Raw genomic sequence first — 25,736 nt, 5'->3', positions numbered from 1 at the left:
TTTCAATGGCGAAGAAAACAGGGTGAAAAAGTCGGTTTTTATATCAAAGCAAATAAGGGAGCATAAACAAATGAAAAGGAAAGTATTAGTACTAACAATGGGTGTAATTTGTGCAACTCAATTATGGCATTCTAATCACGCAAACGCATTAGTAACAGAGAGTGGCGCAAATGATACTAAGCAATTTACTGAAATTGTATCGGAAGAGAAAGTTATAACAGTTGAACATGCTCAAATTAATATTTTTCAATCTAATAGCAATTCAAACTTGATGGAGTTCAACATATTAACAATGGGCGGTAAATCAGGAGCTATGGTTGGTTATAGTGAAATTGACTCATCACATTTCACAGACCGTGACAAACGCGTTATTAGACGTGATCATGTTAAAGAAGCACAAAGCTTAGTAGAGAACTATAAAGATACACAAAGTGCTGATGCTAGGATGAAAGCCAAACAAAAAGTTAACACATTAAGCAAACCGCATCAAAACTATTTCAATAAACAAATTGATAAGGTTTATAATGGATTACAACGCTAATCCAAAGTAAATTATAAGTTATACATCTCGTTTTTAAATGACAATTTATCCCCGTAAATATTATAAATAATCTTTTCAAATTCCACATAGATATAGAGACACTAATAAACCTCTTTGTCTCGATATGATAGTCTGCAACGATTCATGTTGTAGGCTTTTTAATTTTACAAATAAGGCTAAATATATAAGTTCTGGCACCTAAAATATAGAAAATACATAAAAGTAAGTATAGTTATTTTATTATAATTATTAAATTTTTATTAATTAATTGTAAAAATGTAGAATTATAATTAATTAACGTTTAATATTAAAATTAACTAAAAAGAAAGAGGTGTTAGTTATGACAGAATACTTATTAAGTGCTGGCATATGTATGGCAATCGTTTCAATATTACTTATAGGGATGGCTATCAGTAATGTTTCGAAAGGGCAATACGCAAAGAGGTTTTTCTATTTCACTACTAGTTGCTTAGTGTTAACTTTAGTTGTAGTTTCAAGTCTAAGTAGCTCAGCAAATGCATCACAAACAGATAATGGCGTAAATAGAAGTGGTTCTGAAGACCCAACAGTATATAGTGCAACTTCAACTAAAAAATTACATAAAGAACCTGCGACATTAATTAAAGCGATTGATGGTGATACGGTTAAATTAATGTACAAAGGTCAACCAATGACATTCAGACTATTATTGGTTGATACACCTGAAACAAAGCATCCTAAAAAAGGTGTAGAGAAATATGGTCCTGAAGCAAGTGCATTTACGAAAAAAATGGTAGAAAATGCAAAGAAAATTGAAGTCGAGTTTGACAAAGGTCAAAGAACTGATAAATATGGACGTGGCTTAGCGTATATTTATGCTGATGGAAAAATGGTAAACGAAGCTTTAGTTCGTCAAGGCTTGGCTAAAGTTGCTTATGTTTATAAACCTAACAATACACATGAACAACTTTTAAGAAAAAGTGAAGCACAAGCAAAAAAAGAGAAATTAAATATTTGGAGCGAAGACAACGCTGATTCAGGTCAATAATGCTCATTGTAAAAGTGTCACTGCTGCTAGTGGCACTTTTATAATTTTTAGATCACGATATGATTTATTATCAATTCAGAATTAAAAAAGTAAATAGTATCAAAAGTAAGTGTATTTAATATTAGAAAATAAAAATTTTAAATTTAGTATTAAAATGGAATGTTACTATATAGTTCAATGTGTATTATCACAGAAAATAAAATAATGCTTTACTTCTATATTTAAAAGTGTATAATGAAAGTTAAGTAATAAAGAGCGTGAAGAAAAATGTGAGTTATTTATATAGAATATTCTCCTTTTCATTTATGAATTTGTTACAAAATATTTAGTGCAAAAGCACGACGGAGGTATTCAATATGAATAACGGTACAGTTAAATGGTTTAATGCAGAAAAAGGTTTTGGTTTCATCGAAAGAGAAGATGGTAGCGACGTATTCGTACACTTCTCAGCAATCGCTGAAGATGGATACAAATCATTAGAAGAAGGCCAAAAAGTTGAATTCGACATCGTTGAAGGCGACCGTGGCGAGCAAGCTGCAAACGTAGTTAAAATGTAATTTTAACTTATTCAAACAGTCCTTACTATAGGGCTGTTTTTTTATGCTTTAAATCGATAACAGTTGGTGTGGTAAAAGCACTAGCTGTTATTTTTTTGTCCAATAAATATAGGTGGAGATCTAACAATATATAATGGTTCTAAAATAAATCGAACTGATGGAAAAGCTTTTTACTTTTCATCTGTCCGACTTTTGATTTTGAATAAAAAAAGCGCCAATACAGAACTTTAATAATGACGAGAATTAAAGTCTGTATATGGCGATAACAAGAAGTAATGTTAAACACTCAAAATGTTTAACAATAATAGGATACCACATCGCATAATATCTTACTACTTAATTAATAATTTAACTAATCAACTTTTTGTTAATTTTTTATTAAGACTGATTAATTATTGAGAATATTTATTGTTTTTAAAATCTCATAATAATTCAGTAATCTTGTTTTCATTTAAAAGGCGGGACATTAAAATAATTAAATAAAAATATTGCGTTTAATTTACAGCGTCAAATATACTTATTTCTAATGCTTTGGGGTCTACTGAAACAAGTAGAGAATGATCGATGTTACTAACATTGCCATTCTCCAAATCTATTTCTGTGAGTATTTGGAAGCTACCATTAGGCAATGGTTTAACAATAGACAATTGCTTTTCCGCTTGTTGTATTAAAAAAGGTTTTGTAGATTGATTATTAATATGCCATTCACTCATGTATGTTTTTCACTCCTGCTTTAAAATAGGGTTAAAAAGTTTATAGTTGAGACATTCATGTTCAACCAAAATTTTGTTCAAATTCAATAAATGTCTTGTTTAAAATAGAAATATTGTAAATGTTATCGTCCAAAATTTCACCAGTTAAGTATTTGTTTTGAATTAAAATTTGGCAGTTAGTTAAGAAGTCTTGATAATCACGATCGCAAAAATAGTTTTCACGTGCATCTTTAGCATCGCCAAAAAAGTTAGCGACTGTTTCTGTTTCTCCTTTATTCGAACGTTCAATATATAATTTGTAAAATTTAGCTATTGTATACTTTTGTTCTTTAGTTAGTTCATTCAAAATATTGGGCCTCCTGAAATATCATTTGTAATCTATACCCAATTTATTGCAAAACACAAACTAATTTAACTATTTGATGAAACTGTGTTAATAAGCTTTAACAAGCCTTAGTTTGTATGGATCTATAAAATTATCTTTAATTGCATAGGGTGAAATAATATGTAGTCCATAACTTTTAACTGATTTTTCACTTACACCAAATTTATAAGCTTGATAGATAATTTTAGTACAATACGTAAATTTTTTGCTGTTCAAATTTAATGTAACTAGATAACGATGATTTGTATTTTCATAGTTTTTCTTAACCCAGTCAGCCGCTTTTTTACCTGCACCAGGATAGCTGCAACGATAAACTTTCATCCAATCATTTTTGCCACTTGCATAATTATATTTAAAAGATTCGAAGGATTGTGTAGTTGGTTTGTCGCCAGGCCCCTCAATTTGTAAAATCGTTTTATCATCAATCGCGATACTACAATGACCAAAAAATCCCCACATGACAGGGCCTTTTGTAACAATAATATCACCAGGTTGTAATTGGAATTTGTCATCTTGAATTTCTGAATACTTATTATCTGCAATTGTTTTTGGTGAGTTTATAGGGGATACGACAACGAATAATATAAGTAAAATTATCGTTCGTTTAATATAGTTCACTTAAAAGCTCCTTGTTGAAGAAATATATGTAAATAGTCTTAAATTAGAATTGTAATCTTTAATAAGCTTGTAAGACTAAAACATACCTTAAATATTAAAGTATGAGAGTGTGAAATGTCTATTAAGAATAAAAAACAGTCTGAAACATCATTGAGACGCTTCAGACTGGATATAAAATGAATTTCATTTATAGCACACCAAATATAAATGTGTATATTAATATAGCGAATCCAAAAATATAGAGAATGACAGTGAAACTTAAATAGGACTCTTTTTTAGATTCTTTGCCAGTTTTTTTCATTAATACGAGTATAAACGTAGCGGCAACTAAGAAAATTAATGCTAGCCAAAACAGAATTGCAAAATGTAAAGACATGTGAAACCCTCCTTATATACCGTAATTATTAACCTATAAAACTATAAAAAATAGGATAAATGTAATATAGAACGAGTACGATATTTATAAAAAATAATATTTCACTTAACCAGTTTTTAGTTATCATTGCAATGGTAAAGGATACGATGAGTATCACACCACAAATGATAATACCAGGCAGGAGCCAACATAAATCATCTAAATCTTTATTATATGTGATTAAAATATTAAAGATAACAAAAGTGGTAGTAATAACTATATTGATAGCATTTAACAAAATGTTATTCATGACTGACACCTACTAGTATAAAAATAGCTTCTTAATAAATATGATAACACTATTTTCCAATAGGTAAATAAAAAGTATAGTTATTTTTAAAATATTATTTGTAGAATGCTAAAGTTTATTAATTCAAACAAGTGAGCATATATAGGGGTGTATAGTATTAATATGAAAAGAATATTTACATACTAAAAACTCTTAAAGTTGTATAATTCGTTAATATTTTTAGAATCAGATATCAAAAAAATGTGCAAAATCACTTTTGCACATTTACAAATACTAGTTTTCTGATAAGATTAATAATAACACTTTAAATAGCGCTTAATAAAAGAAGGGGGCAAGTCTTATGACGTTTTACAATTTCATCATGGGTTTTCAAAATGATAACACACCATTTGGTATATTGGCCGAACACGTTAGTGAAGATAAAGCATTCCCTCGATTAGAAGAAAGACACCAAGTAATTAGAGCATATGTGATGTCTAATTACACAGATCATCAATTAATTGAAACTACAAATAGAGCTATTAGCTTATATATGGCAAATTAATTTGAGTAGTACCAATTATGATGTATTAGTGCATCCCAAATATCTTTTGTTTTAAAGTTTATTTCATCATTTCTTATCGAAAATGGTGTAATAATGTCTTTATCTAACCAAGTGTTGATAAGTTCATTTGGTACACCATCTAACAACATTTCACTTTTACTAATTATAAAACATTCCCAGTCAAGTGAAACATTTTGTGGATTCACATAATTACATTGATTATGATTATCCATAAACACTCACTCCTTTAAAATTCTGTACTCTTCATTGCGTTTTACCCCGTCACATTATCTTTTAAACTAAAATCATCATTACTTATGAAAAAAATGTACATCAAAAGCAAAGGTTTTCGCTACCGAAAAAGTTTAAATAATGGTTTAATATATTTGGTACTCATTTTAATAAAAAGAGAATACATTTTGAGCTATCAATACTTTTTATTGAAGAGGTGTTATTGTTGGCTAAAACGTTATATTTAATGCGCCACGGACAAACTTTGTTTAATTTTAAGGGACTAATTCAGGGATTTGGAGATTCGCCGCTAACAGAACTTGGAATTGCTCAAGCTCAAAAGGCACGTAGTTATTATGAAACTAAGGGGATAAACTTCGATTTATATGCATCATCAACGCAAGAACGCGCAAGTGACACACTTGAAAATGTTGCACCTAACCAATCGTATCAACGTTTTAAGGGACTGAAGGAATGGCATTTTGGATTATTTGAAGGTGAGTCAGTCTATCTATTTGATAATCTATACAAGCCTGAGGACTTATTCGGAGATCGAATTGTTCCTTTCAAAGGAGAGGCAAGGCAACAAGTTGAGGAACGCATTGTGAAAACTTTACATGACATTATGTCTCAAACAAAGAATAATGCATTAGTCGTGAGTCATGGAACAATAATGGGAGTATTTTTAAGATATTGCCTTAAACTAGATGAAGCATTAAAGCATAATATCGGTAATTGTAATATCCTGAAATTTGAATATGACAATGGAACATTTAAATTTGTTGAGTTAATTGATCCAAATTTATAATAAATAAAGCGTTATACATAGACACAAGTATGTTTTTTGTATAACGCTTTTAAAATACAACTATAAAACGCTTTAGAATATTAATTGAATAAGTTTTTGTAATATCATTAGAGCAACAATAATAATTATTATGCTTGATATTTTATTGATTATTGTTAATAATTTTCCGGTTTTATCAATTGATCCAACCATTTTTCCTAAAATTGCGAGTAAAAAGAACCATAACCATGAAACGCTAATACAAGCGATTGTAAACGCAATTTTATTGCTGCCACTATATAATGCAGCACTACTACCAATTACACCAATTGTATCTAAAATAGCATGTGGATTGAGTAATGAAACTGATAAAGCAAAACTTACTTGTTTCATTGGAGACATAATTTGAGCTTCTCCATCTGTTGAGGGTTTATCATGCCAAATGGTCCAAGCCATATACATCAAGAAAATTAAACCAACTATATAAATAATTGCTTGAAGTACAGGTAAAGACATAATAATGATAGATACTCCTACCACTGCAATAATAATAAGTAAGCTGTCAGACAACCCGGCTGTAATTATTGCAGGCAATACATATCTATATTTTGGTTGATTAGCTCCTTGGTTAAAAATAAATACATTTTGTGCACCTAAAGGTAAAATTAGACCAATCGCTAAGATAAATCCATGAATAATTGCGGTTACCATTAAGTTTTGACACCCCTAAAACATAGAATATTCTGAAAAAACTTATTGATATCATACCAAATAAAAAACAACTACTCAATAGTAGAGTAGTTGTATGAAAAATAGATTAATATATGATTTGAATTTATGAGAAATGTAGAATATATAAAACTGTATTACTTATTAATCAAATCATAAAAAAGCCAATGTTCATCGAAATAGGTATTTCCGATTTTAATTGCATTTTTCTCAAAACCAAGAATGTCGAATCCTAGTGCACTATAGAAAACTTTAGCACCTATGTTGTTTGACACAATTGATGTAAGTAAAGATTCGTAATTGTTCTGCCGTGCATAATTAATAATGAAATTAATGAGCTCGCTATTAATCGATTTATCGTTATTAGTAACAAAGTTGTATTTAATTAATGATTTATGTTCTTTTCCAACGTATCGAATTTGTTCTAAGGCAGCTGTTGCGATAAGTGTTTCGTTTTCATAACAGCCAAATACAATACATTTCGGTGAACCTTGATTTAAAATGTCATGTATTAAGGTGTCAGTCATTGTTTGACTATAATGTGAATCTTGAGTGAATTCTTCATTGACTGTCGAAACAAGTCTCTTATACTCATTAAAATCATTATTCGTTAATGTTTTAATTTCAATCATTACTGACCTCCTTAATCATTATTAAGAAAGATTTTGTACTAAAAAAATTTCTTAATTACATATTAAAATGTTTATTAAAATTTTGCAATCACTGATTTATATGCACATTCTTGTAAATGGATTATCAATTTAATTATATTTATTTTTAAGTTCAGGAAATTATGGAATTGGTTATTGGTCGACACTGGACTTTTATTTGTAGACGGTATGCGAAGAAGTCAAGCCAGTATTGGAACCGGTCACATTCATGATGACTAAGGGACAATCATTTTCAGTTAAATATTGCCAGAAATTTCAATCACGAATAGAAAAAATAACCAACCAAAAATTTTTGGTTGGCAAATTTGAATTTTATGTGAATTTTATTAATAAAGTTGAATAATCTCTTTAAGTTAATGCTAATCTACAACATTTACATTTAAATCGACATTAATATTTCCTTGAGTCGCTTTTGAATATGGACAAAATTCATGAGCCATTTGTAAATATTTTTCAGCTTCTTCTTGAGATATAACATTTTTAATTGTTGCATCAATTGAAACACTTAATTTAGGACTTTCTGAGTCTGAATCATCTTCTAGTCTCACTGTTAGTGTTACTTCTGGATGAGCATCACGCACTTTGTTTTGCTTTAAAATTAGGTCGAAGGCACCGTTGAAGCAAGATGCATAACCTGCTGCAAATAATTGTTCGGGGTTAGTAGCTTTACCATCTGCTTGAGCAGGCGGAACGATATCAATATCTAACGTTCGATCATCAGTATAAACATGTCCTTTACGTCCGCCAACATTCGTCGCTTTAGTTTCATAATGTATTGCCATACTTATAACCTCCTAATTTAAAATACATTTATGCTTTACCCATTCGAAAATACCTTAATCATTTTCATTTATAGCATTGTTTGATTGAAGGATAAAAAGTTGTTGTTTACAATAAAAATAATGAGTATCTGAAATGAGGGATTCACTATGACACATGTGGAAGTAGTAGCGACTATCGCGCCACAATTATCTATCGAAGAAACTTTAATTCAAAAAATTAATCATCGTATTGATGCAATAGACGTATTAGAATTACGAATTGATCAAATTGAAAATGTCACAGTTAATCAAGTGGCAGAAATGATTACAAAGCTGAAGGTTATGCAAGATTCATTCAAATTATTAGTTACGTATCGTACAAAGTTACAAGGTGGCTATGGGCAATTTACAAATGACTCGTATCTTAATTTAATATCAGACTTAGCAAATATCAATGGTATAGATATGATTGATATAGAATGGCAAGCAGATATTGACATTGAAAAACATCAACGAATCATTACACATTTGCAACAGTATAATAAAGAGGTGGTTATATCACATCATAATTTCGAAAGTACGCCTCCGTTAGATGAATTGCAATTTATATTTTTTAAAATGCAAAAATTCAACCCAGAATACGTTAAATTAGCAGTAATGCCACATAATAAAAATGATGTGTTAAATTTATTGCAGGCAATGTCTACATTTTCAGATACTATGGACTGCAAAGTTGTTGGTATTTCAATGTCTAAACTTGGACTAATAAGTAGAACGGCTCAAGGCGTTTTTGGTGGTGCGTTGACTTATGGTTGTATCGGAGTACCACAAGCTCCAGGACAGATTGATGTTACTGATTTAAAAGCACAAGTGACTTTATACTAATAAAATGAATTAGGTTGCTTTTGTGTAAGTGCTGTCTTATAATTGAGAAGTATTATCATTGTTCGTGGAGGAGCGATTTTAGATGGAATTACAACAAGCAATAGCTAATAGAAGAAGTGTGAAAAAATTTAAAAGAGATATGCACATAGATGACGCATTGCTATATCAAGCAATTGAGAAAGCTGCTGATGCTCCAAATCACGGAATGAGGGAACCATGGAGAGTTGTGCATGTTCCGAAAGACAGATTAGGAGATATGAGTAAGGATATTTCTAAATTTGCATTTCCTAATGAATTAGATAAGCAACAATGTCATTATGATGCAGTTACGAAACTAGGTGGCATGTTATTGCTTATTTTAAAAACAGATCCAAGACAACGTCAAAATGATGAAAACTACTTTGCATTTGGTGCATATGCACAAAATCTTATGTTGTTACTTTATGAAGCGGGAATAGGTACATGTTGGAAATCGCCATTATATATCTATGATCCTAAAGTAAGAAAAACACTTGGTATAAAGAAAGATGAAGTTCTTGCTGGATTCTTATATTTAACGGATTTAGAAGAAGATATGCCTAAAGCACCACGTAAAAATAGAAACTTAATTACATTATATTAATATGTATAATTATAGAAACATTAATAAAAGCTGAGTCATGAATTGATGGACATCTATCGAGTTAGAGATTTAATCTAACTTATTAGAGTCGGTACAATCACAGTCTCAGCTTTTTATTGTGCAGTATATACACATTTTTATTTTAGTATTTATTTAAAAGTTTCTGCTAAAAATGATTCAACTTGATCAGGTGACTTAGCATTTGCTGAATGAAGGTGTGCAATTTTGTCGCCGTTTTTAAATACTAGCAAGCTAGGGATACCCATAACTTCATTTTCAACAACTACATCCTCTAATTCATCACGATTAACAGTATACCATTGGTAATCATTATATTGTTCTACGATTGGGTCAATCCATAAATCCATAGCACGACAGTCTGGGCACCATCCTGCCTCAAATTTAACAATTACAGGTGTATCGCTATTAATTACAGATTTAAATGATTCATTACTTTTGATTGATTGCATTGTAACAACTCCTCTAGATAGTTTAATAATTTTTATTATAGCTAAATTTATATCATAATAAAAAATTTTAGCTTCAAAATGAAAGCCTTTTGCTATGGAAAATGATATATTTATTTTAAATACATAAAGGAGGTTGCAGTCGTATGATTAAATTTTACCAATATAAGAATTGTACAACTTGTAAAAAGGCAGCAAAGTTTTTAGATGAATATGGCGTAAGTTATGAACCAATTGATATCGTTCAACATACACCTACAATAAATGAATTTAAAACAATAATTGCAAATACAGGCGTAGAAATTAATAAATTGTTTAATACACACGGCGCGAAATATCGTGAGCTTGATTTGAAAAATAAATTACAAACTTTATCAGATGATGAAAAGTTAGAGTTGTTATCATCTGATGGTATGTTAGTAAAGCGTCCTCTAGCAGTAATGGGCGATAAGATAACATTAGGATTTAAAGAAGATCAATATAAAGAGACTTGGTTAGCGTAAGTGAAATGTAAACGTTTACTAAATATCTCGATATTTAGATTCATTACATGTAAAATGAAATAAGCTATACAATTGTTAATTTTTATAAATATAGTTGAATAGCATCTAGCCTTATGGCATCATTAATGATGTAAAGATTAATTAGGAGGGGATTCTCTTGGCAGTACCAAATGAATTGAAATATTCAAAAGAGCATGAATGGGTTAAAGTTGAAGGTAATGTAGCAACAATTGGAATCACAGAATACGCACAAAGCGAGTTAGGTGATATTGTTTTCGTTGAATTACCAGAAACAGATGATGAAATTAATGAAGGGGATACGTTTGGTAGCGTAGAATCAGTTAAAACTGTATCAGAATTATATGCACCAATCTCTGGTAAAGTAGTTGAAGTCAACGAAGAACTAGAAGATAGTCCCGAATTTGTAAATGAATCTCCATACGAAAAAGCATGGATGGTAAAAGTAGAAATTAGTGATGAAAGTCAGATTGAAGCTTTATTAACAGCTGAAAAATATTCAGAAATGATTGGTGAATAATCACCGTGTAACTCCTTAATCTAAGATTGAGGAGTTTATTTTTAGTCTGAGTAAGTAAATAATATGAAAGAAAATTTATTAGGTACTATTATTTGGAGTATTGCTACATTTTATTATTCAAGAATGATGAAAATAATGAATTTAGCTATTTTAAAAATAAAAATTGGGGGAAGTTAATATGCTAAACATTCAAGACGTTAGTCATCTTTCTAAAAAGGAGCAAAAAGCATATAACCGTTTCGTAGAATCTGTAGAAAACGGTAATTTACCAGTACTACCATGTATTGAAATGGATCTAAAAGAGATGAAAGAAGAAACATTAAACCAGAGTAAGATTGGTGGAATGCCATTTTTAAAATCTTTTAAAGATATACCATTAGATGAAAATAATGTACCAATGGTATTGTTAGCACAGATTAATTTGGATAATCTTCCAGAACAACAAGAATTATTTCCTGTAAAAGAAGGGATATTGCAGTTTTGGATTAGTTCAGAAGATCAAATGTATGGTATGTCTGAAAATTTAAAGGGAAACAATATAAACTCAAGGCTTGTTTATATAAAAGAGCCAATTACAGATTTATCTCTCGAAAATATTCAAGCGCATTTAAAGTCATTAGATGCTGATAATGAGGATATCCCGTTCAGTGGAGCATTTTCTATAGAATTTAGATTGTCGAAACAAACTATTACATGTACTGATTATAAGTACGATGAGGACGTGCTTGCATTGTGGAATAAAGTCAATCCATCCTTCGCGCTAAAATCAATGTTTGGTGGTTATGATGAATTGATGGAACCTGTGTGTAACACATTTACTGCTAAGGAACCATTTAATCAACTTGGTGGTTATCCATATTTTGACCAAATAGATCCAAGAACGAACGATCAAGAACTGAAAATGTATGATAGAGTCTTACTGCAAATTGATTCTACAAGAGATGGTAATTCTTCGATTATATGGGGTGATTTAGGTATTGCCAATATCTTAGTAAAATCTACTGACCTTGAGGCTATGAAGTTTGATGATTACATGTATTCATGGGATTGCAGCTAAGAGAATCATAAAAATATATTACTTTAATAAGTGTAGTATCTATAGATCAATCTAGGGAGTGGGACAGAAATGATATTTTCGCAAAATTTATTTCGTCGTCCCACCCCAACTTGCATTGTCTGTAGAAATTGGAAGTCCAATTTCTCTGTGTTGGGGCCCCGCTATGATTGAAAAGTTTGTTATAGGTGTATTTTCTTTTGGTTAACTATTGGTAATACAACATTGTAGATTTTAGGATGTTGATTTTTGACTTAGCCTTTGTCTGCTTATGTTAAATGTTACAGCTAGTCAAACATTGAGTTTGTAATTATTATATTAAGCTAGTTTAAATTTTTTGTGATTTATGTTTTATTCATACCAATTTTGTGAAATGATACAGTGACAGATGTTTATTGATTTTAAAGGGTGATGATGATGGCTATTGTAAATAAAGTGATAATTGTTGAAGGAAAATCTGATAAAAAAAGGGTGCAACAGGTTATTGCAGAACCAGTCAATATTATTTGTACTCATGGAACAATGAGTATAGATAAGCTTGATGATATGATAGAATCACTATATGATAAACAAGTTTTTGTATTAGCCGATTCTGATGACGAAGGAGATCGAATTAGAAATTGGTTTAAACGTTATTTGAGTGAAAGTGAACATATATTTATTGATAAAACTTACTGTCAAGTTGCGAATTGCCCCAAACAATATTTGGCGCATGTACTTTCAAAACATGGCTTTACTTGTAAGAAAGAAACACCTCTTTTACCGAATATAAATAATGAAAGGTTAGTTTTAGTAAATGAATAATTCATTAGACATCAAAGATGTAACTACATTTTATGAGGAAGACAAACATTTAATCTTTGGTTATACACCAACGTGTGGTACTTGTAAGGTTTCAGAAAGAATGTTAGACATTGCTAATGAAATATTGCAGTTACCATTATTGAAAATAGATTTAAACTTTTATCCTCAGTTTTGTAAAGATATGCAAATCATGTCTACGCCGATTTTATTGTTGATGAATAAAGATAAAGAAGTAAAACGAATTTATGCATTTAAATCGGTGACTGATTTGTTAGAAAATTTAAAATAGTTATTGACGAAATTTTACTAAGGTGTTAGGATTAATACAAATTAAATGATGCGTAAACTCTTATCGAGAGTGGTGGAGGGATGTGCCCTACGAAGCCCGGCAACCGTCTTATATAGAAATGGTGCCAATTCACATAAAGTTTTAACTTTTGAAGATGAGAGAAACAATACTACTATTGCTTTCTCAATTTTTCTATCGATATTGAGAAAGCATTTTTTATTTTATTAAGCAACACAGGGAGGAATCAACGTGATTGAATTAAAAGAAGTTGTTAAAGAATATCGGACTAAAAATAAAGAAGTCCTTGCTGTAGATCACGTTAATTTATCGATTCGAGCAGGATCGATTTATGGCGTCATTGGTTTTTCTGGAGCAGGAAAAAGTACTTTGATTCGAATGTTTAATCATTTAGAAGCGCCTACATCAGGCGAAGTTATTATAGATGGGGACCATATAGGTCAATTGTCCAAAAATGGATTAAGAGCAAAAAGACAAAAAGTAAGTATGATCTTCCAACATTTTAATTTGTTATGGTCAAGGACTGTGTTAAAAAATATTATGTTTCCGCTTGAAATTGCAGGTGTCCCTAGAAGGAGAGCTAAGCAAAAAGCATTAGAACTTGTCGAACTCGTCGGTTTAAAAGGTAGAGAAAAGGCTTATCCATCAGAGTTATCAGGTGGACAAAAGCAACGTGTTGGGATTGCACGAGCGTTAGCTAATGATCCAACGGTCTTGCTTTGTGATGAGGCAACAAGTGCACTTGATCCGCAAACAACAGATGAAATTTTAGATCTACTACTAAAAATTAGAGAACAACAAAATTTAACAATTGTACTAATTACGCATGAAATGCATGTCATTCGTCGTATTTGTGATGAAGTTGCAGTTATGGAAAGTGGTAAAGTGATAGAACAAGGACCGGTGACACAGGTTTTTGAAAATCCGCAACACACTGTGACAAAACGATTTGTGAAAGACGATTTAAATGATGATTTCGAAACATCTTTAACAGAATTAGAGCCATTAGAAAAAGATGCTTATATCGTTAGATTAGTTTTCGCTGGTTCAACAACAACCGAGCCTATTGTATCGAGTCTATCAACTGCCTATGATATTAAAATTAATATTTTAGAAGCAAATATTAAAAATACAAAAAATGGAACAGTCGGCTTTTTAGTTCTGCATATTCCATATATTTCAAGTGTAGATTTCGGAAAATTCGAAAAAGAGTTAATTGAGCGACAAGTTAAAATGGAGGTGTTAAGACATGGGTAAATCATTTAGTGAAATTATAAATGAAATGATTACAATGCCTAATATTCAGTGGCCAGAAGTTTGGACTGCAATAGTCGAAACACTATACATGACAGTCGTCTCAACTATATTTGCATTTATACTCGGTCTTATTTTAGGTGTGTTATTATTCTTGTCTGCTAAAGGTAAGTCTATCGGTGCAAGGTTATTTTATTCTATCGTTTCTTTCATTGTTAACTTATTTAGAGCGATACCATTTATTATTTTAATTTTATTATTAATTCCATTTACAAGTTTGATACTTGGAACGATAAGTGGTCCGACAGGTGCGTTACCAGCCTTGATTATTGGCGCAGCGCCGTTTTATGCAAGGCTCGTAGAAATTGCTTTTAAAGAAATTGATAAAGGTGTCATCGAAGCGGCTTGGTCAATGGGTGCTAATACTTGGACAGTAATTCGTAAAGTCCTTTTACCTGAAGCCATGCCAGCGCTAGTGTCTGGCATTACAGTTACAGCAATCGCTTTAGTTGGTTCAACAGCAGTTGCAGGTGTAATTGGTGCCGGTGGTTTAGGAAATTTAGCATACTTAACAGGTTTCACTCGAAATCAAAATGATGTCATTTTAGTATCAACAGTTTTTATTTTAATTATTGTATTTATAATCCAATTCATTGGGGATTGGCTTACAAATAAACTTGATAAACGATAAATTGGGGGTTTCATTTTATGAAAAAATTATTTGGTCTTATTTTAGTATTAACATTTGCAGTTGTATTAGCAGCTTGCGGTAATGGAAGCAAAAGTGGCAGTGACGACAAGAAAATAACAGTAGGTGCTTCACCAGCACCACATGCTGAAATTTTAGAAAAAGCAAAACCATTATTAGAGAAAAAAGGTTATGAACTAGATATTAAAACAATTAACGATTACACTACGCCTAATAAATTACTAGACAAAGGTGAAATTGACGCAAACTATTTCCAACATACACCATATTTAAACACAGAGAAAAAGGATAAAGGTTACAAAATCGTAAGTGCCGGTGATGTTCACTTAGAACCTATGGCTGTATACTCTAAAAAGTATAAAAGTTTAAAAGAATTACCAAAAGGTGCAACAGTTTATGTGTCTAATAATCCAGCTGAACAAGGACGCTTCTTAAAATTCTTCGTTGATGCAGGTTTAATTAAGATCAAAAAAGGCGTAAAAATTGAAGATGCTAAGTTTAGTGATATTACAGAGAATAAAAAAGATATTAAGTTTAATAATAAACAATCAGCAGAATTCTTACCTAAAATTTATCAAAATGAAGACGCTGATGCTGTTATCATTAATTCGAACTTTGCAATCGAACAAAAACTAAATCCTAAAAAAGATTCTATTGCTGTAGAAAGTGCGAAAGATAATCCTTATGCAAACTTAATTGCTGTTAAAGAAGGACATCAAGATGATAAGAAAATCAAAGCATTAATTGAAGTATTACAATCTAAAGATATTCAAGACTTCATTAATGAAAAATACAATGGTGCAGTTATTCCTGCTAAATAAATCATATTAATGGCTCAGTAACGTGATGTTGCTGGGCTTTTTAATTTAAACAGGTATTTATATGATATTTAGGAATGAGATGCTATTACGGATAAAGTAAAATCCTATATGCATGCGTGCTACTCATTTATTCTTATTTTTAATTTCACATGGCTAGTGACTAATACATCATAAATCATTAGTGATTCTTTATTATTTCAGTCCCACTCCCTCAAGTTAATGATGAATCTATTTCGCTAGTTATAAAATGACGTCAAATCAATATCAAAAATTATTTAAGTAAAATGTTTAGATAATTTTTCAGTGGGTAAGTATTATATATAACATTTAATTATTCCGAGGAGGCATTTATTATGGCAGACGAAAGTAAATTTGAACAAGCAAAAGGTAATGTTAAAGAAACAGTAGGTAATGTTACTGATAATAAAAATTTAGAAAACGAAGGTAAAGAAGATAAAGCTTCTGGTAAAGCGAAAGAATTCGTTGAAAATGCAAAAGAAAAAGCAACTGATTTTATTGATAAAGTAAAAGGTAACAAAGGCGAGTAATTTTACTTTTTATTCCTAATACACTGCACATGCCACTTAGTCGGTATAACCATCGGCTAGGTGGTTTTTGTATTAAAAAAGTGGATACCAAAATTTATTAATAATTATTTTAATGTTAGAAAAAAAACTAAATAAAAACTCGCTAATGATATCCAATAATATGTATACAAAATGAGACATATATTGCATATGATTAACGAGATACTGAATATATTTTATCACCCCTAAAATGATTATTCATTTTCAGCGGTAATTCGACCTAAAGTCAAACTTACAATAAAACCGATGATAAATACTACTAATGAAACGAACCACATCACGATGTTAGTTGGTAAACCTGGAAATACTGCAAAGAGGGAGCCAACAACAAAACCAATGATTAATGCAAAAGTCATTAGTTTATGATGTGTTAGGAAATACTGGATAATTTTGCTTGAAATAATGAATCCAGCAAGCACGCCAAATCCGACTGCAAGTAATATAGGAAGACCGGTAAAGTTAAGTTTAACAACTTCAGATATTGCTAGCATGACCGTACCATAGACGCCAAATACTAATAACATAAATGATCCTGAAATACCTGGGAGTAACATAGCGCTAGATGCACACATACCTGCAATAAAGTATTTAATAATAAGACCAGTTGATAGAGTAAGTGTTTCTCCAGCATGTTTATCGCCATTATTCATTAATGTAATAACAATTAAGATAGCGATACCAGCTATAACCATCATGTAATGTTTAGTTGTAAATGACGTTTTATAGTTAGAAATTTTCAATAAATATGGAACGATACCAATGATTAATCCACCAAAGAAAAACATAGTTGGAATATGGTGTTGGCTTAATAAATAATTAAAAAGATTACTTAGTGATCCCATTGCCAGTAACATTCCAATTATAATGGGGATTAAAAATGTAAAACTTGGCCAAAAACGTCGTGAGAATATGCCGCTAATTGAAGCGATAAATTGATTGTAAATACCTAACAATAATGCGATAGTCCCACCGCTAACACCAGGTACCAAGTCACTCGTTCCCATAGCAAAACCTTTTAGAATATTAATCCATTTAAATTGTTGCATGAATAACTCCTTTCAAACGATTGGAATAAAATCATAAATAGCATCATACCATATTACAAATGTCCTAGTGAAATGATAACATATTTTAAATTCATAAAATCCATTGAGAAATTATGTGCACTTATTATCATTTATATTTTTAAAGAGAGAGGATTAGAGTTGTACTTTAGAGTTATTAAAAATAATAAAAAGGGTTTAAGTTGTTTATATTAAGGTATAAGTAAGTTATAATTAACTGAACGCATTATTACAAAGTCTTTTTGACTACAAATTAAAATTATTATAAACTAGTTAAGAAAACTTTATATTTTACGGAGGGAATATAAAATGGCATCAACATTAGAAATCAAAGACCTACATGTGTCTATTGAGGATAAAGAAATCTTAAAAGGTGTTAACTTGACAATTAACACTGATGAAATACATGCGATTATGGGACCAAACGGGACAGGTAAATCAACTTTATCATCTGCAATTATGGGACATCCAAGCTATGAAGTAACTAAAGGAGAAGTACTTTTAGACGGTGTAAATATTTTAGAATTAGAAGTTGATGAAAGAGCAAAAGCAGGATTATTCTTGGCAATGCAATATCCATCAGAAATTACAGGTGTTACAAATGCTGATTTCATGCGTTCAGCAATCAATGCGAAACGTGAAGAAGGACAAGAAATCAACTTAATGCAATTTATTAAGAAATTAGATAAAAACATGGATTTTCTAGACATAGATAAAGACATGGCACAACGTTATTTAAATGAAGGTTTCTCAGGTGGAGAGAAGAAACGTAACGAAATCTTACAATTAATGATGTTAGAACCTAAGTTTGCAATCTTAGATGAAATCGATTCAGGATTAGACATCGATGCATTAAAAGTTGTATCTAAAGGTATTAACCAAATGCGTGGGGAAAACTTTGGTGCATTAATGATTACACACTATCAACGATTATTAAATTACATTACTCCTGATAAAGTACATGTAATGTATGCTGGTAAAGTCGTTAAATCTGGTGGTCCAGAATTAGCAAAACGTCTTGAAGAAGAAGGATATGAATGGGTTAAAGAAGAGTTCGGTTCAGCTGAATAATCTTATTAATACAGTATCCATGAGATGTTCATCTATATATGATGAAAATGAACATTTATACGAAATAGTAAATTTCATCAAGTAGGAGGAAAAAGTTATGACAACTGATATTTTGAACATTTCTGAAGAACAACTTGTTGATTATTCTAAAGCCCACAATGAACCTTCTTGGATGACAGAATTACGTAAAAAAGCTTTGAAATTAACAGAAACTTTAGAAATGCCAAAACCTGATAAAACAAAATTAAGAAAATGGGATTTTGATTCTTTTAAACAACACGATGTAAAAGGTGATGTTTATCAATCTTTATCACAATTACCTGAGTCAGTAAGAGAAATTATTGACGTAGATCATTCTAAAAACTTAGTAATTCAACATAATAATACGATTGCGTACACACAAGTTGATGATAATGCATCGAAAGATGGCGTTATCGTTGAAGGTTTAGCAGACGCTCTTATGAACCATAGTGATTTAGTACAAAAGTACTTTATGAAAGATGCAGTAACAGTAGATGAACATCGTATCACAGCGCTACACACGGCATTAGTTAATGGTGGCGTATTTGTTTATGTTCCTAAAAATGTAGTTGTAGAACATCCAGTACAATACGTTGTGTTGCACGACGACGAAAATGCAAGCTTTTATAACCATGTTATCATCGTTACTGAAGAAAGCGCCGAAGTCACATATGTTGAAAATTACTTATCAAATGCATCTGGTGAAGGAAATCAATTAAATATTATTTCTGAAGTGATTGCTGGTGCAAATTCAAATATCACATATGGCTCAGTGGACTATATGGATAAAGGCTTTACAGGTCATATCATTCGACGTGGTATTACTGAAGCGGATGCCTCAATTAATTGGGCACTAGGTTTAATGAATGAGGGTAGCCAAATTATTGATAATACAACAAATTTATTTGGTGATCGTTCAACAAGTTCACTTAAATCAGTAGTTGTAGGTACAGGCGAACAAAAAATCAATCTAACATCTAAAATCGTACAATATGGTAAAGAAACAGATGGTTATATCCTTAAACATGGTGTTATGAAAGAACATGCATCATCTGTATTTAATGGTATCGGCTACATTAAGCATGGTGGAACTAAATCAATTGCTAATCAGGAATCACGTGTATTAATGTTATCTGAACATGCTCGTGGTGACGCGAATCCTATTTTATTAATTGATGAAGATGATGTACAAGCTGGTCATGCTGCATCAGTAGGTCGTGTTGATCCAGATCAACTTTACTATTTAATGAGTCGTGGTATTTCTCAAAGAGAAGCGGAACGTCTTGTTATACATGGTTTCTTAGATCCAGTAGTACGTGAATTACCTATCGAAGACGTTAAACGTCAATTGAGAGAAGTAATTGAACGCAAAGTTTCTAAATAATATTTTGAAAATAAAAGTTTGTAATAGATATAGACTGTCGATATTGGTATAAGACTAATACAACGTCAGTATTTAAATGATTAGGATTTTTATTTAAGAAAGGTCGTGAATGAAGTGGCCGAACACTCATTTGACGTTAATGAAGTAATCAAGGATTTTCCGATATTAGATCAAAAAGTCAATGGCAAACGTTTAGCATATCTTGATTCAACAGCGACAAGTCAAACGCCTGTGCAAGTGTTAAATGTTTTAGAGGATTACTACAAGCGTTATAATTCAAACGTTCATCGTGGTGTTCATACATTAGGATCATTGGCAACTGATGGTTATGAAAATGCCCGTGAAACCGTTCGTCGTTTTATTAATGCGAAGTATTTTGAAGAAATCATTTTCACACGCGGAACAACTGCATCGATTAACCTTGTAGCACATAGCTATGGTGATGCAAATGTTGAAGAGGGCGATGAAATTGTTGTCACTGAAATGGAACATCATGCCAATATTGTTCCTTGGCAACAGTTAGCAAAGCGTAAAAATGCGACATTGAAATTTATACCAATGACAGCTGACGGTGAATTAAACATCGAAGATATTAAGCAAACGATTAATGATAAAACAAAGATCGTTGCTATTGCACATATTTCTAATGTACTCGGTACAATTAATGATGTTAAAACCATTGCAGAAATAGCTCATCAACATGGTGCAATTATCAGTGTTGATGGGGCGCAAGCAGCACCACATATGAAACTTGATATGCAAGAAATGAATGCTGATTTTTATAGTTTTAGTGGTCATAAAATGCTTGGACCAACAGGTATTGGCGTATTATTTGGTAAACGTGAGTTACTACAAAAAATGGAACCGATTGAGTTCGGTGGCGACATGATTGATTTTGTAAGTAAGTATGATGCAACATGGGCTGATTTACCTACTAAATTTGAGGCGGGCACTCCATTAATTGCACAAGCAATTGGGCTTGCAGAAGCTATTCGCTATTTAGAACGCATAGGATTTGATGCAATTCATAAATATGAACAAGAATTAACGATATATGCTTATGAGCAAATGTCTGCAATTGAAGGAATTGAAATTTATGGCCCGCCAAAGGATCGTCGTGCAGGTGTAATAACGTTTAATTTACAAGATGTACATCCACACGATGTTGCTACAGCCGTAGATACAGAAGGTGTAGCGGTTAGAGCTGGGCATCATTGTGCGCAACCGTTAATGAAATGGTTAAATGTGTCTTCAACAGCTAGAGCGAGTTTTTATATATACAACACGAAAGAAGACGTTGATCAGTTAATAAATGCCTTGAAACAAACGAAGGAGTTTTTCTCTTATGAATTTTAATAATCTAGATCAATTATATAGATCTGTCATTATGGATCATTATAAAAATCCTAGAAATAAAGGTGTATTAGATAACGGGACTATGACAGTAGATATGAATAACCCGACATGCGGTGACCGTATACGACTAACATTTGATATAGAAGACGGCATTATAAAAGATGCTAAGTTTGAAGGTGAAGGTTGTTCGATTTCAATGGCAAGTGCATCGATGATGACACAAGCTGTTAAAGGTCATTCACTTGGAGAAGCAATGCAAATGAGCCAAGAATTTACGAAAATGATGCTTGGTGAAGACTATGTGATTACAGAAGAAATGGGAGATATTGAAGCATTGCAAGGTGTATCTCAATTCCCAGCTCGTATTAAATGTGCCACATTAGCTTGGAAAGCATTGGAAAAAGGTACTGTTGCTAAAGAAGGTAAAGCAGAAGGTACGACTGAAGAAGAATAGAATGCTGTTAATCATAGATGATTTTGATATTAGACATATAAAAGTATAAAAATTTTTATAAGATGTCATGTCATAATATGGTTTACATCATGAATTAAAAACTTACGCACGCCGTTGTAAATATATTTTTAAGGAGTGATTGAAATGGCTAAAAAAGCACCTGATGTTGGGGATTATAAATATGGATTCCACGACGATGATGTATCCATTTTCAGATCAGAACGTGGTTTAACTGAGAATATCGTTAGAGAAATTTCTAACATGAAAAATGAGCCGGAATGGATGTTAGATTTCCGTCTTAAATCATTAAAATTGTTTTATAAAATGCCAATGCCTCAATGGGGTGGCGACTTATCAGAATTGAATTTCGATGACATTACTTACTATGTAAAGCCTTCAGAACAAGCTGAACGTTCATGGGATGAAGTGCCAGAAGAAATTAAAAGAACTTTCGATAAATTAGGAATTCCTGAAGCTGAACAAAAATATTTAGCTGGTGTTTCTGCTCAATATGAATCTGAAGTTGTTTACCATAATATGGAAAAAGAACTTGAAGAAAAAGGTATTATCTTTAAAGATACAGATAGTGCTTTACAAGAAAATGAAGAATTATTCAAAAAATACTTTGCTTCTGTAGTACCTGCAGCAGATAACAAATTTGCGGCGTTAAACTCAGCAGTATGGTCAGGTGGTTCGTTCATTTATGTACCTAAAAATATCAAACTAGATACGCCACTACAAGCTTATTTCCGTATTAACTCTGAGAACATGGGTCAATTTGAACGTACATTAATCATTGCTGATGAAGGTGCTTCTGTACATTACGTAGAAGGTTGTACTGCACCAGTTTATACAACTAGTTCTTTACACTCTGCTGTTGTGGAAATCATTGTGCATAAAGATGCGCACGTTCGTTATACTACGATTCAAAACTGGGCGAACAATGTATACAATTTAGTTACAAAACGTACTTTTGTTTATGAAAACGGAAATATGGAATGGGTAGATGGTAACTTAGGTTCTAAGTTAACGATGAAATATCCAAACTGTGTTCTTTTAGGTGAAGGTGCAAAAGGTAGTACATTATCTATTGCATTTGCTGGTAAAGGACAAGTTCAAGATGCCGGTGCTAAAATGATTCATAAAGCGCCAAATACATCTTCAACGATTGTTTCTAAATCTATTTCTAAAAATGGTGGTAAAGTTATTTATCGCGGTATTGTTCATTTTGGACGTAAAGCAAAAGGTGCTCGTTCAAATATTGAATGTGATACATTAATCTTAGATAACGAATCAACATCAGATACAATTCCATATAACGAAGTATTCAACGATCAAATATCATTAGAACATGAAGCCAAGGTTTCAAAAGTTTCTGAAGAACAATTATTCTATCTAATGAGTCGTGGTATTTCTGAAGAAGAAGCGACAGAAATGATTGTTATGGGATTCATCGAACCATTTACAAAAGAACTTCCAATGGAATACGCGGTCGAAATGAACCGTTTAATCAAGTTCGAAATGGAAGGTAGTATTGGATAGCTTTAAACCGCGTTGTTAAGCCATTCTTGACTTCCGAAAATGGCTATTGATACCATTTTGATACCATTTTGATACTGAATATAACAAAAAGCCACATTACTGTGGCTTTTTTTGTTTTATAACTAAATCGGATTGATAGATAAGCTTTGTACTTATTTATATCAGTCCGATTTTTTGATTGGTGTAAAAAATAATCATTGATGGTGGATAAAGCGACAACACAAATACAACATGATTGTGGCATTAGAGTGCTGGTCTTTATTAAATTAATTGAAAGCTACATCAAATATTCTTTAGATAATTCGATATTAGTTCGATTAAGATTCGTTGTATAAGTGAGTTAAAATAAGAAAACTATTAATAATATTAAGTTCACTACAGATGTTGCTAATGGACCATAAGTTTTAAAGACATCTTCACTTTTATAACCAACAATCGCATCTAAAAATTGAACTAAGATCATTGCAATGGATATAGTTATCAAAAATATAGCACTATGAATGACTAAAGAAAAAATAGCTAATAAAAATAAAGGTAAGCTTCGACTAAGTGCATAATATGCATTTATATTATGGCTAGATGCACATGCTTGAATTGAATAACCTAAACTTACACTGGCACTGATTATTGTAAATATTGCTAAAACAAAATACATGTTAATCCTTCTTTCTATATTTGGATATAAACAAGTACTTGTCTAAAGTTATTTAAAAGATAATTAGAATAAATTTATGAGAAACTTATTGTTATCATTATAATGGTTTCAAATCATTATAACTATGTCATAAACTGAATTTGTTAAAATTTTTCATTATGTAAATTTATTAATAACAAACAGCTCGAACTATAGCATCATTTTACTAATGAATGCATTAAAGTAACTATAACTAAAAATGCATATTAATTATCATTATTAAGACTATTATATATAATGAATTTTAACTGGTTTATTAAACGAGAACGTCGGGAATTAAGTAACTACAATAAAAATAAGATATGACAATAAGGAGACTACACGCGTGATCATTGCCATAATTATATTGATATTTATTTCGTTTTTCTTTTCAGGAAGCGAGACGGCATTAACGGCTGCCAATAAAACAAAATTTAAAACTGAAGCTGACAAAGGTGATAAAAAAGCAAAAGGCATTGTAAAGTTACTTGAAAAACCAAGTGAGTTTATTACAACGATTCTAATTGGGAATAATGTCGCGAATATTTTATTACCAACACTTGTTACAATTATGGCTTTACGTTGGGGGATTAGCGTTGGTATTGCATCAGCTGTTTTAACAGTTGTTATCATATTGATTTCCGAAGTGATTCCCAAGTCTGTCGCTGCAACATTTCCAGATAAAATAACAAGGCTTGTATATCCAATTATTAATATTTGTGTCATTGTGTTCCGCCCTATCACATTACTTTTAAATAAGTTGACGGACAGTATTAATCGAAGTTTATCTAAGGGCCAACCTCAAGAACATCAATTTTCAAAAGAAGAATTTAAAACAATGTTAGCAATTGCTGGACATGAAGGTGCTTTAAATGAAATTGAGACGAGTAGGTTGGAAGGTGTCATTAATTTTGAAAATTTAAAAGTAAAAGATGTAGATACAACACCTAGAATTAATGTGACGGCATTTGCTTCAAATGCGACATACGAAGAAGTTTATGAAACGGTTATGAATAAGCCATACACTAGATATCCAGTGTACGAGGGAGATATTGATAACATTATTGGAGTGTTTCATTCTAAATATCTGTTGGCTTGGAGTAATAAAAAAGAAAATCAAATTACAAACTATTCAGCTAAGCCATTATTTGTGAATGAACACAATAAAGCTGAATGGGTATTACGTAAGATGACTATTTCTAGAAAACATTTAGCAATTGTGTTGGACGAATTTGGTGGTACCGAAGCGATAGTGTCACATGAAGACTTAATTGAAGAATTATTAGGTATGGAAATTGAAGATGAGATGGATAAAAAGGAAAAAGAAAAACTTTCTCAACAGCAAATTCAATTTCAACAACGGAAAAATCGCAACGTATCTATATAAGGAG

General features: G+C 31.3%; 35 protein-coding genes and 1 riboswitch. Of the genes, 23 read left to right on the top strand and 12 right to left on the bottom strand.

Going from position 1 to position 25,736, the window contains the following annotated elements:
• Positions 1–70 precede the first annotated feature (70 nt).
• The 3 genes from IDG64_RS00900 to IDG64_RS00890 all read left to right on the top strand — a co-directional run bounded on the left by IDG64_RS00900 (position 71) and on the right by IDG64_RS00890 (position 2,125).
• Positions 71–541, top strand: coding sequence for a hypothetical protein (locus IDG64_RS00900; RefSeq protein WP_000824472.1), 471 nt, complete (start codon positions 71–73; stop codon positions 539–541).
• Positions 542–881: 340 nt separating this feature from the next.
• Entirely contained in the window at positions 882–1,568 is a 687-nt protein-coding gene (locus IDG64_RS00895) for a thermonuclease family protein (RefSeq protein ID WP_001566557.1), read from the top strand.
• A 356-nt stretch (positions 1,569–1,924) separates the two neighbouring features.
• Positions 1,925–2,125 (top strand): cold-shock protein, encoded by a 201-nt coding sequence (locus tag IDG64_RS00890; RefSeq protein ID WP_001059082.1) that lies wholly within the window; start codon positions 1,925–1,927, stop codon positions 2,123–2,125.
• A 494-nt stretch (positions 2,126–2,619) separates the two neighbouring features.
• Here the strand turns inward: IDG64_RS00890 and IDG64_RS00885 are convergent, their stop codons facing one another.
• The 5 genes from IDG64_RS00885 to tsaA all read right to left on the bottom strand — a co-directional run bounded on the left by IDG64_RS00885 (position 2,620) and on the right by tsaA (position 4,506).
• Positions 2,620–2,838, bottom strand: a complete 219-nt coding sequence (locus IDG64_RS00885; protein ID WP_000005884.1) for a hypothetical protein — start codon at positions 2,836–2,838, stop codon at positions 2,620–2,622.
• A gap of 61 nt (positions 2,839–2,899) precedes the next feature.
• On the bottom strand, positions 2,900–3,184 hold the full coding sequence (locus IDG64_RS00880; RefSeq protein WP_001004394.1) for a hypothetical protein: 285 nt from the start codon (positions 3,182–3,184) through the stop codon (positions 2,900–2,902).
• Positions 3,185–3,271: 87 nt separating this feature from the next.
• Positions 3,272–3,841 carry a lipoprotein N-acylation protein LnsA gene (lnsA, locus tag IDG64_RS00875; RefSeq protein ID WP_001106652.1) on the bottom strand — a complete coding sequence of 190 codons (570 nt, stop codon included), beginning with the start codon at positions 3,839–3,841 and terminating at the stop codon, positions 3,272–3,274.
• Positions 3,842–4,028: 187 nt separating this feature from the next.
• Positions 4,029–4,217 carry a type II toxin-antitoxin system toxin TsaT gene (gene tsaT / locus IDG64_RS00870; protein WP_000052076.1) on the bottom strand — a complete coding sequence of 63 codons (189 nt, stop codon included), beginning with the start codon at positions 4,215–4,217 and terminating at the stop codon, positions 4,029–4,031.
• 28 nt (positions 4,218–4,245) lie between these two features.
• Positions 4,246–4,506 carry a type II toxin-antitoxin system antitoxin TsaA gene (gene tsaA / locus IDG64_RS00865; protein WP_001059690.1) on the bottom strand — a complete coding sequence of 87 codons (261 nt, stop codon included), beginning with the start codon at positions 4,504–4,506 and terminating at the stop codon, positions 4,246–4,248.
• A 340-nt stretch (positions 4,507–4,846) separates the two neighbouring features.
• Between tsaA and IDG64_RS00860 the strand changes: the two genes are divergently transcribed.
• Entirely contained in the window at positions 4,847–5,050 is a 204-nt protein-coding gene (locus tag IDG64_RS00860; protein WP_000145163.1) for a sterile alpha motif-like domain-containing protein, read from the top strand.
• Here the strand turns inward: IDG64_RS00860 and IDG64_RS00855 are convergent.
• On the bottom strand, positions 5,047–5,283 hold the full coding sequence (locus IDG64_RS00855) for a hypothetical protein (RefSeq protein ID WP_000368687.1): 237 nt from the start codon (positions 5,281–5,283) through the stop codon (positions 5,047–5,049). The two genes, IDG64_RS00860 and IDG64_RS00855, sit on opposite strands and share 4 nt — an antisense overlap.
• Positions 5,284–5,507: 224 nt before the next feature.
• On the opposite strand from IDG64_RS00855, the gene IDG64_RS00850 reads away from it, so the two are divergent.
• Positions 5,508–6,089, top strand: coding sequence for a histidine phosphatase family protein (locus IDG64_RS00850; RefSeq protein WP_001140697.1), 582 nt, complete (start codon positions 5,508–5,510; stop codon positions 6,087–6,089).
• 72 nt (positions 6,090–6,161) lie between these two features.
• Here the strand turns inward: IDG64_RS00850 and IDG64_RS00845 are convergent, their stop codons facing one another.
• The 3 genes from IDG64_RS00845 to IDG64_RS00835 all read right to left on the bottom strand — a co-directional run bounded on the left by IDG64_RS00845 (position 6,162) and on the right by IDG64_RS00835 (position 8,250).
• Positions 6,162–6,779, bottom strand: a complete 618-nt coding sequence (locus IDG64_RS00845) for a LysE/ArgO family amino acid transporter (protein ID WP_000255553.1) — start codon at positions 6,777–6,779, stop codon at positions 6,162–6,164.
• A gap of 155 nt (positions 6,780–6,934) precedes the next feature.
• Positions 6,935–7,429 (bottom strand): GNAT family N-acetyltransferase, encoded by a 495-nt coding sequence (locus IDG64_RS00840; RefSeq protein ID WP_000569884.1) that lies wholly within the window; start codon positions 7,427–7,429, stop codon positions 6,935–6,937.
• 398 nt (positions 7,430–7,827) lie between these two features.
• Positions 7,828–8,250, bottom strand: coding sequence for an organic hydroperoxide resistance protein (locus IDG64_RS00835; RefSeq protein WP_000974465.1), 423 nt, complete (start codon positions 8,248–8,250; stop codon positions 7,828–7,830).
• A gap of 147 nt (positions 8,251–8,397) precedes the next feature.
• On the opposite strand from IDG64_RS00835, the gene aroD reads away from it, so the two are divergent.
• Together aroD and IDG64_RS00825 are read left to right on the top strand one after the other, a co-directional pair.
• Complete coding sequence (aroD, locus tag IDG64_RS00830; RefSeq protein ID WP_000150020.1) at positions 8,398–9,114, top strand: type I 3-dehydroquinate dehydratase; 717 nt, start codon at positions 8,398–8,400, stop codon at positions 9,112–9,114.
• Positions 9,115–9,196: 82 nt separating this feature from the next.
• Positions 9,197–9,736 (top strand): nitroreductase family protein, encoded by a 540-nt coding sequence (locus IDG64_RS00825; protein ID WP_000422908.1) that lies wholly within the window; start codon positions 9,197–9,199, stop codon positions 9,734–9,736.
• A gap of 149 nt (positions 9,737–9,885) precedes the next feature.
• Here IDG64_RS00825 and IDG64_RS00820 read toward each other — a convergent pair whose 3' ends face one another.
• On the bottom strand, positions 9,886–10,206 hold the full coding sequence (locus IDG64_RS00820; RefSeq protein WP_001190694.1) for a thioredoxin family protein: 321 nt from the start codon (positions 10,204–10,206) through the stop codon (positions 9,886–9,888).
• A gap of 143 nt (positions 10,207–10,349) precedes the next feature.
• On the opposite strand from IDG64_RS00820, the gene IDG64_RS00815 reads away from it, so the two are divergent.
• From IDG64_RS00815 to IDG64_RS00775, 9 genes are all read left to right on the top strand, one after another.
• Positions 10,350–10,706 (top strand): arsenate reductase family protein, encoded by a 357-nt coding sequence (locus IDG64_RS00815; protein ID WP_000589549.1) that lies wholly within the window; start codon positions 10,350–10,352, stop codon positions 10,704–10,706.
• 157 nt (positions 10,707–10,863) lie between these two features.
• Positions 10,864–11,244 (top strand): glycine cleavage system protein GcvH, encoded by a 381-nt coding sequence (gcvH, locus tag IDG64_RS00810; RefSeq protein WP_000290489.1) that lies wholly within the window; start codon positions 10,864–10,866, stop codon positions 11,242–11,244.
• 178 nt (positions 11,245–11,422) lie between these two features.
• Positions 11,423–12,301, top strand: a complete 879-nt coding sequence (locus IDG64_RS00805) for a YwqG family protein (protein WP_000932211.1) — start codon at positions 11,423–11,425, stop codon at positions 12,299–12,301.
• Between the two features lie 414 nt (positions 12,302–12,715).
• A complete protein-coding gene (locus IDG64_RS00800; RefSeq protein WP_001018962.1) occupies positions 12,716–13,102 on the top strand; it encodes a toprim domain-containing protein in 387 nt (128 codons plus the stop codon).
• Positions 13,095–13,391, top strand: coding sequence for a thioredoxin family protein (locus IDG64_RS00795; RefSeq protein ID WP_001065801.1), 297 nt, complete (start codon positions 13,095–13,097; stop codon positions 13,389–13,391). Before IDG64_RS00800 ends, IDG64_RS00795 begins: the two co-directional genes overlap by 8 nt.
• A 57-nt stretch (positions 13,392–13,448) precedes the next feature.
• Positions 13,449–13,552, top strand: a riboswitch (SAM riboswitch).
• 88 nt (positions 13,553–13,640) lie between these two features.
• Entirely contained in the window at positions 13,641–14,666 is a 1,026-nt protein-coding gene (locus tag IDG64_RS00790; RefSeq protein ID WP_000571218.1) for a methionine ABC transporter ATP-binding protein, read from the top strand.
• Positions 14,659–15,354: a methionine ABC transporter permease gene (locus tag IDG64_RS00785; RefSeq protein ID WP_000520233.1), complete on the top strand. Its 696-nt coding sequence runs from the start codon at positions 14,659–14,661 to the stop codon at positions 15,352–15,354. The genes IDG64_RS00790 and IDG64_RS00785 overlap by 8 nt, the downstream gene beginning before the upstream one ends.
• A gap of 17 nt (positions 15,355–15,371) precedes the next feature.
• Entirely contained in the window at positions 15,372–16,193 is an 822-nt protein-coding gene (locus tag IDG64_RS00780) for a MetQ/NlpA family ABC transporter substrate-binding protein (RefSeq protein WP_000732334.1), read from the top strand.
• 353 nt (positions 16,194–16,546) lie between these two features.
• Positions 16,547–16,741: a CsbD family protein gene (locus IDG64_RS00775; RefSeq protein ID WP_000752917.1), complete on the top strand. Its 195-nt coding sequence runs from the start codon at positions 16,547–16,549 to the stop codon at positions 16,739–16,741.
• Between the two features lie 233 nt (positions 16,742–16,974).
• On the opposite strand, the gene popT is transcribed toward IDG64_RS00775, so the two are convergent.
• Complete coding sequence (popT, locus tag IDG64_RS00770) at positions 16,975–17,826, bottom strand: polyprenyl-phosphate transporter PopT (RefSeq protein ID WP_001183854.1); 852 nt, start codon at positions 17,824–17,826, stop codon at positions 16,975–16,977.
• Between the two features lie 327 nt (positions 17,827–18,153).
• Here popT and sufC point away from each other — a divergent pair, with 327 nt between their 5' ends.
• The 6 genes from sufC to IDG64_RS00740 all read left to right on the top strand — a co-directional run bounded on the left by sufC (position 18,154) and on the right by IDG64_RS00740 (position 24,007).
• Positions 18,154–18,915, top strand: coding sequence for a Fe-S cluster assembly ATPase SufC (gene sufC, locus IDG64_RS00765; protein ID WP_000168845.1), 762 nt, complete (start codon positions 18,154–18,156; stop codon positions 18,913–18,915).
• Positions 18,916–19,012: 97 nt separating this feature from the next.
• Complete coding sequence (sufD, locus tag IDG64_RS00760; protein WP_000205572.1) at positions 19,013–20,320, top strand: Fe-S cluster assembly protein SufD; 1,308 nt, start codon at positions 19,013–19,015, stop codon at positions 20,318–20,320.
• 105 nt (positions 20,321–20,425) lie between these two features.
• Complete coding sequence (locus IDG64_RS00755) at positions 20,426–21,676, top strand: cysteine desulfurase (RefSeq protein WP_001006454.1); 1,251 nt, start codon at positions 20,426–20,428, stop codon at positions 21,674–21,676.
• Positions 21,666–22,130, top strand: a complete 465-nt coding sequence (gene sufU / locus IDG64_RS00750) for a Fe-S cluster assembly sulfur transfer protein SufU (protein ID WP_001010514.1) — start codon at positions 21,666–21,668, stop codon at positions 22,128–22,130. Before IDG64_RS00755 ends, sufU begins: the two co-directional genes overlap by 11 nt.
• A gap of 144 nt (positions 22,131–22,274) precedes the next feature.
• Positions 22,275–23,672, top strand: a complete 1,398-nt coding sequence (gene sufB, locus IDG64_RS00745; RefSeq protein ID WP_001074405.1) for a Fe-S cluster assembly protein SufB — start codon at positions 22,275–22,277, stop codon at positions 23,670–23,672.
• A gap of 197 nt (positions 23,673–23,869) precedes the next feature.
• Positions 23,870–24,007: a chorismate mutase gene (locus tag IDG64_RS00740; RefSeq protein WP_001790198.1), complete on the top strand. Its 138-nt coding sequence runs from the start codon at positions 23,870–23,872 to the stop codon at positions 24,005–24,007.
• A 5-nt stretch (positions 24,008–24,012) separates the two neighbouring features.
• On the opposite strand, the gene IDG64_RS00735 is transcribed toward IDG64_RS00740, so the two are convergent.
• The gene (locus IDG64_RS00735) at positions 24,013–24,327 is read right to left on the bottom strand and encodes a hypothetical protein (protein ID WP_000274029.1); all 315 of its coding nucleotides are present in this window, start codon (positions 24,325–24,327) and stop codon (positions 24,013–24,015) included.
• Between the two features lie 364 nt (positions 24,328–24,691).
• On the opposite strand from IDG64_RS00735, the gene IDG64_RS00730 reads away from it, so the two are divergent.
• Positions 24,692–25,732, top strand: a complete 1,041-nt coding sequence (locus tag IDG64_RS00730; RefSeq protein WP_000582332.1) for a hemolysin family protein — start codon at positions 24,692–24,694, stop codon at positions 25,730–25,732.
• Positions 25,733–25,736 lie beyond the last annotated feature (4 nt).

The sequence above is a fragment of the Staphylococcus sp. EG-SA-15 genome (genome assembly GCF_017151895.1).
Classification (GTDB): domain Bacteria; phylum Bacillota; class Bacilli; order Staphylococcales; family Staphylococcaceae; genus Staphylococcus; species Staphylococcus aureus.
Note: the sequence above shows the minus strand (reverse complement) of the source record. Positions and strands in the feature narration are given on the sequence as shown.